8 protein-coding genes, 2 tRNA genes, 3 rRNA genes and 1 riboswitch are annotated in these 13,699 nt (G+C 57.4%); of the genes, 6 read left to right on the forward strand and 7 right to left on the reverse strand.

What is annotated here, in order from left to right; translation table 11 throughout:
* The 7 genes from cobO to cobT all read right to left on the reverse strand — a co-directional run bounded on the left by cobO (position 1) and on the right by cobT (position 7,321).
* A complete protein-coding gene (gene cobO / locus P9875_RS05930; protein ID WP_035824906.1) occupies positions 1–633 on the reverse strand; it encodes a cob(I)yrinic acid a,c-diamide adenosyltransferase in 633 nt (210 codons plus the stop codon).
* A complete protein-coding gene (locus P9875_RS05935; protein WP_035824908.1) occupies positions 630–1,403 on the reverse strand; it encodes an ABC transporter ATP-binding protein in 774 nt (257 codons plus the stop codon). The genes cobO and P9875_RS05935 overlap by 4 nt, the downstream gene beginning before the upstream one ends.
* Positions 1,400–2,425, reverse strand: coding sequence for a FecCD family ABC transporter permease (locus P9875_RS05940; RefSeq protein ID WP_278317825.1), 1,026 nt, complete (start codon positions 2,423–2,425; stop codon positions 1,400–1,402). Before P9875_RS05940 ends, P9875_RS05935 begins: the two co-directional genes overlap by 4 nt.
* Before the next feature lie 131 nt (positions 2,426–2,556).
* Positions 2,557–4,539 carry a TonB-dependent receptor gene (locus tag P9875_RS05945; RefSeq protein WP_278317826.1) on the reverse strand — a complete coding sequence of 661 codons (1,983 nt, stop codon included), beginning with the start codon at positions 4,537–4,539 and terminating at the stop codon, positions 2,557–2,559.
* Between the two features lie 83 nt (positions 4,540–4,622).
* Positions 4,623–4,864: riboswitch (cobalamin riboswitch) on the reverse strand.
* A gap of 44 nt (positions 4,865–4,908) precedes the next feature.
* The gene (locus tag P9875_RS05950; RefSeq protein WP_278317827.1) at positions 4,909–5,463 is read right to left on the reverse strand and encodes a histidine phosphatase family protein; all 555 of its coding nucleotides are present in this window, start codon (positions 5,461–5,463) and stop codon (positions 4,909–4,911) included.
* A 6-nt stretch (positions 5,464–5,469) separates the two neighbouring features.
* Positions 5,470–6,276 carry an adenosylcobinamide-GDP ribazoletransferase gene (locus tag P9875_RS05955; protein ID WP_278317828.1) on the reverse strand — a complete coding sequence of 269 codons (807 nt, stop codon included), beginning with the start codon at positions 6,274–6,276 and terminating at the stop codon, positions 5,470–5,472.
* 4 nt (positions 6,277–6,280) lie between these two features.
* Complete coding sequence (gene cobT / locus P9875_RS05960; RefSeq protein ID WP_278317829.1) at positions 6,281–7,321, reverse strand: nicotinate-nucleotide--dimethylbenzimidazole phosphoribosyltransferase; 1,041 nt, start codon at positions 7,319–7,321, stop codon at positions 6,281–6,283.
* Between the two features lie 464 nt (positions 7,322–7,785).
* On the opposite strand from cobT, the gene P9875_RS05965 reads away from it, so the two are divergent.
* The 6 genes from P9875_RS05965 to pedF all read left to right on the forward strand — a co-directional run bounded on the left by P9875_RS05965 (position 7,786) and on the right by pedF (position 13,698).
* A 16S ribosomal RNA gene (locus tag P9875_RS05965) occupies positions 7,786–9,316 on the forward strand.
* A gap of 98 nt (positions 9,317–9,414) precedes the next feature.
* Positions 9,415–9,491, forward strand: a tRNA-Ile gene (locus P9875_RS05970).
* Between the two features lie 68 nt (positions 9,492–9,559).
* Positions 9,560–9,635: transfer RNA gene (locus P9875_RS05975), tRNA-Ala, on the forward strand.
* Positions 9,636–9,874: 239 nt separating this feature from the next.
* Positions 9,875–12,750, forward strand: a 23S ribosomal RNA gene (locus P9875_RS05980).
* 138 nt (positions 12,751–12,888) lie between these two features.
* Positions 12,889–13,001, forward strand: a 5S ribosomal RNA gene (gene rrf, locus P9875_RS05985).
* The 16S, 23S and 5S rRNA genes sit together here with 2 tRNA genes alongside, the layout of an rRNA operon.
* 211 nt (positions 13,002–13,212) lie before the next feature.
* A complete protein-coding gene (gene pedF, locus P9875_RS05990; protein ID WP_035824926.1) occupies positions 13,213–13,698 on the forward strand; it encodes a cytochrome c-550 PedF in 486 nt (161 codons plus the stop codon).
* The last annotated feature ends 1 nt before the right edge of the window (position 13,699 follow it).

Here is a 13,699-nt window from a genome sequence, read left to right on the forward strand (position 1 = left end):
TTACCACTCGGTGCCGATTTGTGCGCCGATGCCGGCCGCATACGCATGCTTGACGACGGCCATTTCGGTGACGGTGTCGGCGATCGCGATCAGTTCATCGGGCGCGCCGCGGCCCGTGATGACCACGTGCTGCATGGCCGGGCGTTCCAGCAGGTCGGCGATGACTTTATGCACGTCGAGGTAGTTGTATTTGAGGGCGATATTGAGTTCGTCGAACAGCACCAGGCCGTAGCTGGGGTCGGCCAGGAAGGTCTTCGCCTGCTCCCATGCCAGTTCGGCTTTTTCGATGTCGCGCTCGCGGTTCTGCGTTTCCCAGGTATAACCTTCGCCCATCGCATGAAAACTGATTTCGTCGGGGAAGCGGCGCAGGAATTTTTCTTCGCCCGTCGACATGGCGCCCTTGATGAACTGCACCACGCCCACTTTCATGCCGTGGCCCATGGCGCGGATGGCCATGCCGAAGCCGCTCGAACTCTTGCCCTTGCCATTGCCCGTGTTGACGATGATGATGCCGATTTCCTTGTCGGCCTTGGCGATGGCCGCGTCGATGATGGCTTTTTTGCGTTCCATGCGCACGCGGTGGCGCTCGTTGATGGCGGCGGTGTCCGCGTCGACGGGTTTGTTATCGTTCATTGTTGATCCTCTTTTGGTATGAATATCTTGCGTTTGCCGTGCTCGATGATCTCGATCGGGTGGCCCAGGTAGTCGCCCAGGATGGATGCCTGCATCACGTCGGCCACGGGACCGGCCAGCCAGCCGCCATCGCCCATCAGCAGCAGCGCATGGGTCGAGACGCTGTGCGCCAGGTTCAGGTCATGGCCCACCATCACCACGGTTTTATTCTGTTCGCGGCACAGCTTAGCCAGCAGGCCCATGACGCTGACCTGGTGCGCCAGGTCGAGCGCGTTGGCAGGTTCATCGAGCAGCAGCAAGGGTGTATCCTGCGCCAGCATGGCGGCAATCGCCACACGCTGACGTTCGCCGCCGGACAGGCTGCGCACATCGCGCTCGGCCAGGTGTTCCACTTCCATCGAGGCCAGCGCCGCCAAGGCGATGCGCTGGTCGTCGCTGCCTTCCCAGTAATGGTTGTCGTGATACGGGTGGCGCGCCGACAGCACGGTTTCGATGACGCGGTACGAGAACGCGTCGTGGCGCGCCTGCGCCAGGAAAGCCCGTTCGCGCGCCAGTGCGTCGAGCGGCCAGTCGATCAGGGCGCGGCCCTGTATCGTCACGTGGCCCGCATCCGGTTCGCGCAAGCCGGCCAGGGTGCGCAGCAAGGTGCTTTTGCCGGCACCATTGCGGCCGATCACGCTCCAGCATTCGCCATCCCTGATGTGCCAGATGAGGTTTTCCACGAGGCAGCGCGTGCCCGCCTTCAGGCCGAGTTGGTAAGTACGTATCATGTGCGGCGTAATCGGTGCAATTGGTACAGGAAGACGGGCGCACCGATCATGGCTGTCACCACGCCGACGGGCAACTGCAACGGTGCCAGCACGGTGCGCGCCAGGGTATCGGCCAGCACGAGGAAGGTGCCGCCTGCCAGCGCGGCAGCGGGTATCAACAGGCGATGATCGGGGCCGCAGGCAAAACGCAGCGCATGCGGCACGATCAGGCCGACGAAGCCCACGCTGCCGGCGCTGGTGACGGCGCTGGCCGTGAGCAGGCCGGAACAGAAGAACAGGCCCTTGCGCAGCGCGCCCACGCGCACGCCCAGGGTGCTGGCCGCTTCCGCATGCAGCGCCATGACGTTCAGCGAGCGCGCGCAGCGCAAGGCGAAGACCAGGGCGCCGGCCAGGACCAGCCAGGGCATCAGCCGCGCCGGTGCGCCGGACAGGTCGCCGATCATCCAGAACACCATGCTGCGCAAGCGGCTTTCCGGGGCAATCGAGAGCATCAAGGTGACGATGGCCATGCAGGCCGAGGCCAGGATCACGCCCGTCAGTAGCAGGAGCGAGGCACCGCCTTCGGCCGCCGTGCCGCCGCGCAGGTCGCGCCGGGCAAAAAAGTACAGCAGCATCGATACGCCGACGGCGCCGGTAAAGGCGGCCGCATCGACCACCCACAGCGCGCACATGAACAGCAGCGCGGCCAGTGCGCCGACGGAGGCGCCGGCGGAAATGCCCAGCACATACGGGTCGGCCAGGGGATTGCGCAGCAGCGCCTGCATCATGACGCCGGCCAGCGACAGCGCCGCGCCCGTGACAAAGGCGGTCAGCGCGCGGCCCAGGCGCAGGTCAAGCAAGGTGGCGGCGAGAGTGTCGGTCTTGCCCTGCACGACATGGAGCAGGGCGGAAGGCAGGTCGGCGAGCGGGATCGCGATCGAACCGATCATGCCGGAGAAAATCAGGCTGGCAATCGCGCACACGATCAGCACCGTGAGGATCACGGTGGCGCGGTGGCGCATATTGCGGAAAAATGGGTGCATGTACTGCCTTAGGTGAAGCGGGAGCGGTGCAAGAGGCTGCGGATTTCTTCTGATGCCTTGGTGGGACGTATACGAAAAATGGCCCGCATGCGATTGCGCGTACGGGCCATTGTAATCAACTCCTGGCCGCTTTAGAAATCGTAGCGTGCCGAGAGTTTCATCTGGCGGCCATTGCTAGGATAGATGCCGCCTTTGCAGCTGTAGGCGTTGGTGAAGTACTGCTTGTCGGTCAGGTTCAAGGCATTGACCGCCACTTCCCAGGCGCCGAACTTGCGTGCATAGCGGGCATCGAACGTCGTGAACGCCGGGATCTTGGAAGAACAGGTATTGGCAAAATCGCTGCCATAGCGCTGGCTGTCTACCCATTGGGCGCCGAAGTCCGCGCTCTGGCCATCTTTCGGCACCCACGACAGGCGAGCCGACAGGGTGTTTTTCGGGATCAGTGTCAGTTCCTTGCCCGAGTTGGCCCCTTCGGTGAAGGTCGCTTTCACGTGCTGATAGTGGCCGCTGACTCTCCAGTCAGCGGCGATATTCGCGCTGGCGTCGAGCTCAAAACCCTGGTGCTTGGTTGGATCCAGGTTGGTATTGGCGCCCCAGCCCGATGCACCTGCCGTCGGATCGAAATATATTTCGTTGGTTAGCTTGTGGCGGAAGACGCGGGCATCGAGCTTGACGATGCTGTTGTCGTAGGTCGCGCCCAGTTCCAGGTCATGCGAGGTCTGGCCTTGCAGGGGCTTGTTTGCAACGGGGGTGGAGTTGTTTTCATCGGCGTTCGCCACGCGATAGCTCTGGCCGGCCTTGGCGTACAGATTTACCTGCGGCACGACATCGAAGCTGCCTTGTACGTCCCAGGCATTGAAGTTCTGCTTGATGTTGTAGGCTGTCGTGGGGTATCCGATAGGGTCGTTGAAGTCCTTATCGAAGGTTTCGTGGCGTACGCCTGCGGCGATGCGGAAGTTTTGCGGGCTGGCGAATTTCAGTTCATCGCGCACATAGAATGCCTGCGATTTCTGATCCGCCTTGGCCAGCGAATAGGAGCTGTCGATGTTGGAGTCCCATTTGATGAAGTCGACACCTGCGACGATCTCATTGAGCATGCCGTCAAACTGGCCCAGGTGACGCAGGCGTGGTGAAAACTGGTTTTGTTTGGTTTTGGCCTGCCTTGGGCTTCCGAAGATCGACTTGGCTGTCTTTTCGCTGCGAGATAATTCCGCTGCCAGATCCACTGCTCCCAGGCGTCCCTCGGCGAACGCGGTGTAGCGGTCGCTGTCGATCGAACCGAAATCTTTTGGCGTGTTTGTCTGGCGTGGATTGGCTTCAAACTGGGCCATTGTGAGGCTACCCGGGAAGCGGATATCCTGGCGCGTGCTGTCGATACGCAGGCCGGCGCGAATATCCTTGCCGCTCCATTGCGCGCCGCCGCTGAAGGTATTTTGCTTGTATTCGTTGTTATCGCGGTAGTTGTCCGTTTCCAGCCGGCCGATGGCGGCGTTCAGCGCCACGTTGTCCCAGGATTGTGCAACGGAGCCGCGCACTTCGCGCTGGCCCAGTTGGCCTGCTTCCGCAAATACGGTGCCACGGCCTGCCTGCTTGCCTGGACGCTTGGTGACGATATTGATGATGCCGCCCGTCGCGCCGTCGCCGTACAGGACGCTGCTGCCGCCGCGCGTGATTTCGATGCGCTCCACGCTATCGATGGGAATAGTTGTCAGCAGGGGATCGGCCAGCTCATTTTCCGACAGGCGCACGCCGTCGAGCACCACGACCATGTTAGGGCTGGCGGTGGCGCCGAAACCGCGCAGGTCCAGGGTGAAGTTATCCGGATTGCCAGCCAGGCCTTGGCGGCCGTAGACGCCACCGATCTTGCGGATGGCCTGGTTCACATCCGTGACGCCCGCGCGGCGGATTTCATCGGCCGTGATGATGGTGGCACCGATCGGCTGCAGTGCCGGATCGCTGTTGAAGCGGGAGCCCGTGACGACGATCTGGTCCAGCGTCTTGTTCGCGGTTTGCGCGAAGGCGGGAGCGGCGGCGATGAAGCACAGGGAAATGGCGGAAACCAGGGCGCGCGGCGCCATTGCCGGCGCGCGGCGGTGTAATACGGGAGCAGTCATGATATCGTTTTCTTCGGAAAAAGCACCCGGCTCGCGTCCCCGCAAGCCAGATTCAACGGAAGGCGCGGCGCCCGGCAAGGCCCGCACTTCCACCTGTCCTGGCCGGTATCCGGGCTGGCAAGTACCGCTATCCCACCTTCCCATGCTCGATGATTGCAAGCACAGTGGTTGTCAGAGATAGCTTGTCGCCCGCTTCCTGTTGCGAGGGGCGACACTTGCTTACCGTTGCGGGGGCAGCACACGTTCGCCGCGACTGCGGCATCGTGTTTCCCGTTTAACTGCGCTCATGGACATGAACGCGGGCACCAAAACCCCGCCATTATACGTGCAGCAGGCGTGGACTGAAATGGCTGGCTGGACGATTCGATATCAGAAATCGACGACGACCGTCGCACCGTAGGCGATTTTATGGGCGGAACGGGCGGCCAGCAGAGCCGCTTCCTCCAATGGCAGCCGGGCTTGCAGTGCCGACAGCAGGCGGATGGTGCCCGCATGGCAGATGAGGATGGCCGTTTCGTGTTGTTCGCGCAACAGATCGCCTAAAAATGCATCGACACGGGTGGCCATCGCCAGCACATTCTCGCCTCCGCCGGGGCGATACCAGGCCAGGTCGGCCGCCCAGGCATCGATGTCCGCGCGCGCAATCGCGTGCCAGGGCTGCATTTCCCATGTGCCGAAATCCATCTCGGCCAGCCGCGCGTCAAGGCGCAGGGCGCTGGAAGGCAGGTCTTGCGCCAAGGCTGTCGCCAGGCCGGCGCAGCGGCGCAGCGGACTGGCGTAGAGCGGTACGCCGGCCGGCAAAGTCGCTTGCAGGCTGGCGCGCACCGTGGCCATTTCGTGCGGCGCCACCGCCACGTCGCTGCGGCCATAGCAGGTGCCGCTGGTGACTTGCGGCGTGGGGTGGCGAACGAGGATCAGGCGCATGCTTGTTTAGTAGAAGCGCAATGGAGGTTGAAAGCTGGACAGGATGGCCAGGTAAATCGCCACTTCCGCCACCTGCTGCACGGCGCCCAGGCAGTCGCCCGTGTAGCCTTGCAGGCGGCGCTGGCATTTGCGGCCCAGCCAGAATGCGGCAGCTGCCGCCGCCACGAAGGCAAAGACCAGCGTGGCCCAGTCAAATATACCCAGCAGGCCGCAGGCGATGGCGGGCAGCAGGCCGCAGAGGGTGGCGATGATGAATTCTTCCGTCGTCATCTCTTGCGCCATCGGCTTGGCCTTGCCTTCGTCGCGTGCGTAGTTCATGAGCCAGATCAGCGACACGGCGGCCAGGCGCGAGAGCGGGTGGGCGATGAATAATGTCGCTACTACTGTGGCAGGCGGCAGCGAAGCGAGCGCCGCGCACTTGATGGCCAGCAGGCAGAGGATGCCGATGGCGCCATACGCGCCGATGCGCGAATCCTTCATGATTTCCAGCACCCGCTCGCGCGTCATGCCGCCGCCGAAACCGTCGCACATGTCGGCAAAACCGTCTTCATGGAAGGCGCCCGTCAGGTAGATGCCGGCGGCGACGGCCAGCAGCACGGCCACGGCCGAAGGCAGGAGACAGCTGGCCACCAAATACACGGCGCCACTGATGGCCGCCACCACCACGCCGACCAGCGGGAAGTAGCGCGAGGCGTGCTGCAGCCAGGCCGGCTCGAAACCCACCCAGCGCGGTATTGGCAGGCGCGTGAAGAACTGCAGCGCGATGAAGAACAATCGGCACTGGTGGATGGCGGCGGAAACGGGATTGGTCATCGTCTTAGTCTGGCGTGGACTTTTCGCTGACCTGGGCCGAGGCAAACGTCGCCATCTCGCGCATGAAGTTGACGGCCGCGTGCAGCAGCGGCAAGGCCAGCGCCGAACCCGTGCCTTCGCCGAGGCGCAAATCGAGGTGCAGCAGCGGACGTGCGTCCAGGCTGGCCAGCAACTGGCGATGGCCGTTTTCATCGGAGCAGTGCGAAAACACGCAATAATCGAGGATGGCCGGCTGCAAACGGGCCGCCACCAGCAGGGCGCTGCTGACGATGAAGCCGTCGATCAGCAGAATCATGCGCCGTTCGGCCGCCTTGAGCATGGCGCCGGCCATCATGGCGATTTCGAAGCCGCCAAAGGTGGCCAGCACGTCGAGCGGCTCATTGACTGTCGCGTGATGGGCAGCGGCCGCTTCGATCACTCGTTGTTTATGCAACACGCCATCTTTCGACAGGCCGGTGCCGGCGCCCACGCAATCGGCGACGGGTGTGCCCGTCAGCTTGTGCATCAGTGCCGCGGCAGTGGTGGTGTTGCCGATACCCATTTCGCCAAAGCCCAGCACATTGCCATCCAGGGTGGCGACCAGCTCCATCCCCGCTCGCATGGCGGCCAGGCATTGCTCTTTGCTCATGGCGGGCTCTTTGGCGAAGTTGCGGGTGCCGTGGCCTTGCTTGCGGTCAAGCAAGCCGTCGCGCGGGCCGAAATCATGGTTCACGCCAGCGTCTACTATATAGAGGGCGCAATCTGCCTGGCGGGCGAAGACATTGATGGCGGCGCCGTTGCCGAGGAAGTTCTCCACCATTTGCCAGGTCACGCTTTGCGGATAAGCGGAAATGCCTTCCGCGACGACGCCATGATCGGCCGCGAAAACGATGATGGCAGGCTGGTGCAATGCCAGTTGCGTGCCTTGCTGGATCAGCCCGATCTGATGGGCCAGGGTTTCCAGCATGCCGAGGCTGCCCAGCGGCTTGGTCTTGCTATTGATGGCGTGTTGGAGTGCGCTGGCCAGGGCGGGATTGGCGGTAGATGTAATGTGTGGGATAGGCATGGGAATCTATATGGATGAGGCAGGGTATGGTCGGCACTACGATATCACACAGCAATATTTCCCCAGATGCAAATTAGCGCTTGCGGGGAGTTCGGGCCAGGGCTATAATTCGCCCCCTCGCTGAACGACGCATGCAAATGCCGAGTGAGACGAGAGAAAAGAAGGAGTTGACGGATTTAGCGAAATGCTTCATACTCTTCCTTCTTCGCAGCTGACAAACACAACGCTTTGTCGATAGCGCGAAAGCAGTACCGAATACAGTTCTTTAACAATTAACAGTCGATAAGTGTGGGCATTTGATGTAAGTGCAGCGACAATCTTCGGATTGGCGTAAAACTTAAAATATCAAATGTTCACAAGAAATAATGAAATAGGATACTTCTTCGGAAGTAGCCTGTCAGTTTTTTGAGTGAGCGACCCGTCAGCAATGACGGTGCCAATAAAATGGCAAAGTAACAGAGATTAAACTGAAGAGTTTGATCCTGGCTCAGATTGAACGCTGGCGGCATGCCTTACACATGCAAGTCGAACGGCAGCACGGAGCTTGCTCTGGTGGCGAGTGGCGAACGGGTGAGTAATATATCGGAACGTACCCTGGAGTGGGGGATAACGTAGCGAAAGTTACGCTAATACCGCATACGATCTAAGGATGAAAGTGGGGGATCGCAAGACCTCATGCTCGTGGAGCGGCCGATATCTGATTAGCTAGTTGGTAGGGTAAAAGCCTACCAAGGCATCGATCAGTAGCTGGTCTGAGAGGACGACCAGCCACACTGGAACTGAGACACGGTCCAGACTCCTACGGGAGGCAGCAGTGGGGAATTTTGGACAATGGGCGAAAGCCTGATCCAGCAATGCCGCGTGAGTGAAGAAGGCCTTCGGGTTGTAAAGCTCTTTTGTCAGGGAAGAAACGGTGAGAGCTAATATCTTTTGCTAATGACGGTACCTGAAGAATAAGCACCGGCTAACTACGTGCCAGCAGCCGCGGTAATACGTAGGGTGCAAGCGTTAATCGGAATTACTGGGCGTAAAGCGTGCGCAGGCGGTTTTGTAAGTCTGATGTGAAATCCCCGGGCTCAACCTGGGAATTGCATTGGAGACTGCAAGGCTAGAATCTGGCAGAGGGGGGTAGAATTCCACGTGTAGCAGTGAAATGCGTAGATATGTGGAGGAACACCGATGGCGAAGGCAGCCCCCTGGGTCAAGATTGACGCTCATGCACGAAAGCGTGGGGAGCAAACAGGATTAGATACCCTGGTAGTCCACGCCCTAAACGATGTCTACTAGTTGTCGGGTCTTAATTGACTTGGTAACGCAGCTAACGCGTGAAGTAGACCGCCTGGGGAGTACGGTCGCAAGATTAAAACTCAAAGGAATTGACGGGGACCCGCACAAGCGGTGGATGATGTGGATTAATTCGATGCAACGCGAAAAACCTTACCTACCCTTGACATGGCTGGAATCCTCGAGAGATTGAGGAGTGCTCGAAAGAGAACCAGTACACAGGTGCTGCATGGCTGTCGTCAGCTCGTGTCGTGAGATGTTGGGTTAAGTCCCGCAACGAGCGCAACCCTTGTCATTAGTTGCTACGAAAGGGCACTCTAATGAGACTGCCGGTGACAAACCGGAGGAAGGTGGGGATGACGTCAAGTCCTCATGGCCCTTATGGGTAGGGCTTCACACGTCATACAATGGTACATACAGAGCGCCGCCAACCCGCGAGGGGGAGCTAATCGCAGAAAGTGTATCGTAGTCCGGATTGTAGTCTGCAACTCGACTGCATGAAGTTGGAATCGCTAGTAATCGCGGATCAGCATGTCGCGGTGAATACGTTCCCGGGTCTTGTACACACCGCCCGTCACACCATGGGAGCGGGTTTTACCAGAAGTAGGTAGCTTAACCGCAAGGAGGGCGCTTACCACGGTAGGATTCGTGACTGGGGTGAAGTCGTAACAAGGTAGCCGTATCGGAAGGTGCGGCTGGATCACCTCCTTTCTAGAGTTTGCACGAATCAGTAATGGTTCACGCATCAAATGTTCACACTTATCGGCTGTTAAATGAAGAAGAAACAGTAGTCGTAGTAGTTCCGCGTTGGGGCTGTAGCTCAGCTGGTTAGAGCACCGTGTTGATAACGCGGGGGTCGTTGGTTCGAGTCCAACCAGCCCTACCAGCAGAAACAGACCCGGGGGTAAGGTGGACGCTAGTCCAGCCAGACCTACCAGTAATGTAATACCCACAGGGGGATTAGCTCAGCTGGGAGAGCACCTGCTTTGCAAGCAGGGGGTCGTCGGTTCGATCCCGTCATCCTCCACCAAAGTTTTACTCGAAAGTGCAAACGTAAGCCAGTAGGTTTAGGTTTGATCTTTTAGCGATCAAAGCTGTTTCGTTCTTTAACAATCTGGAAGAAGTAAAGATTATTTATTGATCGGTTTGCCGTAAAAAGCGAATCGATGGGTAATGATTGTATGTATCAACAAACAAGCAACAACGTTGTACTTTCTTATCCCTGTAGCGCTCTTTTCGTTTGAAAGAATGAAGAGGCTAACGTTATAGGGACAAGCGAATAAGTGCACATGGTGGATGCCTTGGCGATTACAGGCGATGAAGGACGTAGTAGCTTGCGATAAGCTGCGGGGAGTGAGCAAACACACTTTGATCCGCAGATTTCCGAATGGGGCAACCCACCCTTTTAGGGTATTGCATACTGAATACATAGGTATGCAAGGCGAACGCGGCGAACTGAAACATCTAAGTAGCTGCAGGAAAAGAAATCAACCGAGATTCCCAAAGTAGCGGCGAGCGAAATGGGAAGAGCCTGTACGTGATAGTCGGACTGATAGAAGAATCCTCTGGAAATAGGAACCGTAGCGGGTGATAGTCCCGTATTCGAAATCGGACCGGTGATACTAAGCGTACGACAAGTAGGGCGGGACACGTGACATCCTGTCTGAATATGGGGGGACCATCCTCCAAGGCTAAATACTCGTAATCGACCGATAGTGAACCAGTACCGTGAGGGAAAGGCGAAAAGAACCCCGGAAGGGGAGTGAAATAGATCCTGAAACCGTGTGCATACAAACAGTAGGAGCGGACTTGTTCCGTGACTGCGTACCTTTTGTATAATGGGTCAGCGACTTACATTCAGTGGCAAGGTTAACCGCATAGGGAAGCCGTAGAGAAATCGAGTCCGAATAGGGCGATCAGTCGCTGGGTGTAGACCCGAAACCAAGTGATCTACTCATGGCCAGGATGAAGGTGCGGTAACACGCCCTGGAGGTCCGAACCCACTAATGTTGAAAAATTAGGGGATGAGCTGTGGGTAGGGGTGAAAGGCTAAACAAACTTGGAAATAGCTGGTTCTCTCCGAAAACTATTTAGGTAGTGCCTCAAGTATCACCATCGGGGGTAGAGCACTGTTATGGCTAGGGGGTCATTGCGACTTACCAAACCATTGCAAACTCCGAATACCGATGAGTGCGAGCTTGGGAGACAGACGTCGGGTGCTAACGTCCGGCGTCAAGAGGGAAACAACCCAGACCGCCAGCTAAGGTCCCAAAGATTGGCTAAGTGGAAAACGAAGTGGGAAGGCTAAAACAGTCAGGATGTTGGCTTAGAAGCAGCCATCATTTAAAGAAAGCGTAATAGCTCACTGATCGAGTCGTCCTGCGCGGAAGATGTAACGGGGCTAAGCCAGTCACCGAAGCTGCGGATATCCTTTATTGGATATGGTAGGAGAGCGTTCTGTAAGCCTGCGAAGGTGTCTTGTAAAGGATGCTGGAGGTATCAGAAGTGCGAATGCTGACATGAGTAGCGATAATGGGGGTGAAAAGCCTCCACGCCGTAAGCCCAAGGTTTCCTGTTCAACGTTCATCGGAGCAGGGTGAGTCGGCCCCTAAGGCGAGGCAGAGATGCGTAGCTGATGGGAAGCAGGTTAATATTCCTGCACCGTCGTATGATGCGATGGGGGGACGGATCGCGGAAGGTTGTCCAACTGTTGGAATAGTTGGTTTTTGGCTCATAGAAGGCGCTTAGGCAAATCCGGGCGCGGAATTCAAGGGGTTGAGACGAGTGAATTTATTCACGAAGCAATCGGAAGTGGTTCCAAGAAAAGCCTCTAAGCTTCAGTCATACGAGACCGTACCGCAAACCGACACAGGTGGGCGAGATGAGTATTCTAAGGCGCTTGAGAGAACTCGGGAGAAGGAACTCGGCAAATTGGTACCGTAACTTCGGGAAAAGGTACGCCCCGGTAGCTTGATTGGTTTACTCCATGAGGGTGAAAGGGTTGCAATAAACTGGTGGCTGCGACTGTTTAATAAAAACACAGCACTCTGCAAACACGAAAGTGGACGTATAGGGTGTGACGCCTGCCCGGTGCTGGAAGATTAAATGATGGGGTGCAAGCTCTTGATTGAAGTCCCAGTAAACGGCGGCCGTAACTATAACGGTCCTAAGGTAGCGAAATTCCTTGTCGGGTAAGTTCCGACCTGCACGAATGGCGTAACGATGGCCACACTGTCTCCTCCCGAGACTCAGCGAAGTTGAAATGTTTGTGATGATGCAATCTACCCGCGGCTAGACGGAAAGACCCCATGAACCTTTACTGTAGCTTTGCATTGGACTTTGAACCAATCTGTGTAGGATAGGTGGGAGGCTTTGAAGCGGGGACGCTAGTTCTCGTGGAGCCAACCTTGAAATACCACCCTGGTTTGTTTGAGGTTCTAACCTTGGTCCGTTATCCGGATCGGGGACAGTGCATGGTAGGCAGTTTGACTGGGGCGGTCTCCTCCTAAAGTGTAACGGAGGAGTTCGAAGGTACGCTAGATACGGTCGGACATCGTGTTGATAGTGCAATGGCATAAGCGTGCTTAACTGCGAGACTGACAAGTCGAGCAGGTACGAAAGTAGGACATAGTGATCCGGTGGTTCTGTATGGAAGGGCCATCGCTCAACGGATAAAAGGTACTCTGGGGATAACAGGCTGATTCCTCCCAAGAGTTCATATCGACGGGGGAGTTTGGCACCTCGATGTCGGCTCATCACATCCTGGGGCTGTAGCCGGTCCCAAGGGTATGGCTGTTCGCCATTTAAAGTGGTACGTGAGCTGGGTTTAAAACGTCGTGAGACAGTTTGGTCCCTATCTGCCGTGGGCGTTGGAAATTTGAAGGGGGCTGCTCCTAGTACGAGAGGACCGGAGTGGACGAACCTCTGGTGTACCGGTTGTCACGCCAGTGGCATTGCCGGGTAGCTAAGTTCGGAAGAGATAACCGCTGAAAGCATCTAAGCGGGAAACTTGCCTTGAGATGAGATTTCCCAGAGCCTTGAGCTCTTTGAAGGGTCGTTCGAGACCAGGACGTTGATAGGCTGGGTGTGGAAGTGCAGTAATGCATTAAGCTAACCAGTACTAATTGCCCGTACGGCTTGTCCCTATAACCTTAGCAGGTACAGAGGATAAGACGGTACAACGTTGTGCGTTTGTTGATACTACCAGTCATTACCCCAATCTTTGCTTCTTCCAGATTCAGGCTTTGTCGCTCCATCGAGGACAAATGCCAGTACAAGTTATGCCTGATGACCATAGCAAGTTGGTCCCACCCCTTCCCATCCCGAACAGGACCGTGAAACAACTTTGCGCCGATGATAGTGCTGCAACCAGTGTGAAAGTAGGTTATCGTCAGGCTTGTTATTCGAAAAAACCCCTTCCGGTGATCCGGTTGGGGTTTTTTTACGTCTGGTGGTTTTGTCTGGCGCTGTCGGATTACACGTGCGGTGACACAAATACGTGTTGCAGCTGTTCCAAATTGATACATGGGCGGTCGGATGTGGGGCATAAGTGCATGGCATGGCATTTGCTCTTCTTGGGTATTGACTAAAAAACCAAGGAGACCAGCATGACCTATTCCATTCGTACCCTGCTCGGCGTTGCCGCCGCCGGCGCCGTTGCCCTCACTTCCCTGCTGACCTTGCCGCATGCCTATGCGCACGGTAATGTCACGCCGCAAGGCGTCGACACCACCGGCTTGCCCAAGGTGGGCGACAAGTGGCTCGAACAAAACCCGTATCGTGGCAACAAGCTGGCCTTGACTGTAGGCACCTCGGCCTACAACCAGAATTGCGCCCGCTGCCACGGCATCGAAGCCATCTCGGGCGGCATCGCGCCGGACTTGCGCCAGTTGGACCGCGATTGTTTTGGTATCAAGAATGAGACAAAGAAACAGGCTTGCTACAAGGAGACGGACAATTACTACCTGACCACCATCCGCCACGGTAAAGTGCGCAATGGCGCCGTGTACATGCCGCCGTTCGAAGGCGTATTTAATCAGGAAGCCATGTGGGCCATCAAGACCTATCTGGAAACCCGTAGAGAATCGAACTGAT

The sequence above is a fragment of the Janthinobacterium rivuli genome, assembly GCF_029690045.1.
GTDB lineage: Bacteria > Pseudomonadota > Gammaproteobacteria > Burkholderiales > Burkholderiaceae_D > Janthinobacterium > Janthinobacterium rivuli.

Excerpts from the sequence above, each read along its gene's own strand:
- cobO (WP_035824906.1), bottom strand. The coding sequence starts at position 633 with ATGAACGATAACAAACCCGTCGACGCGGACACCGCCGCCATCAACGAG.
- P9875_RS05935 (WP_035824908.1), bottom strand. The coding sequence starts at position 1,403 with ATGATACGTACTTACCAACTCGGCCTGAAGGCGGGCACGCGCTGCCTC.
- P9875_RS05940 (WP_278317825.1), bottom strand. The coding sequence starts at position 2,425 with ATGCACCCATTTTTCCGCAATATGCGCCACCGCGCCACCGTGATCCTC.
- P9875_RS05945 (WP_278317826.1), bottom strand. The coding sequence starts at position 4,539 with ATGACTGCTCCCGTATTACACCGCCGCGCGCCGGCAATGGCGCCGCGC.
- P9875_RS05950 (WP_278317827.1), bottom strand. The coding sequence starts at position 5,463 with ATGCGCCTGATCCTCGTTCGCCACCCCACGCCGCAAGTCACCAGCGGC.
- P9875_RS05955 (WP_278317828.1), bottom strand. The coding sequence starts at position 6,276 with ATGACCAATCCCGTTTCCGCCGCCATCCACCAGTGCCGATTGTTCTTC.
- cobT (WP_278317829.1), bottom strand. The coding sequence starts at position 7,321 with ATGCCTATCCCACACATTACATCTACCGCCAATCCCGCCCTGGCCAGC.
- pedF (WP_035824926.1), top strand. The coding sequence starts at position 13,213 with ATGACCTATTCCATTCGTACCCTGCTCGGCGTTGCCGCCGCCGGCGCC.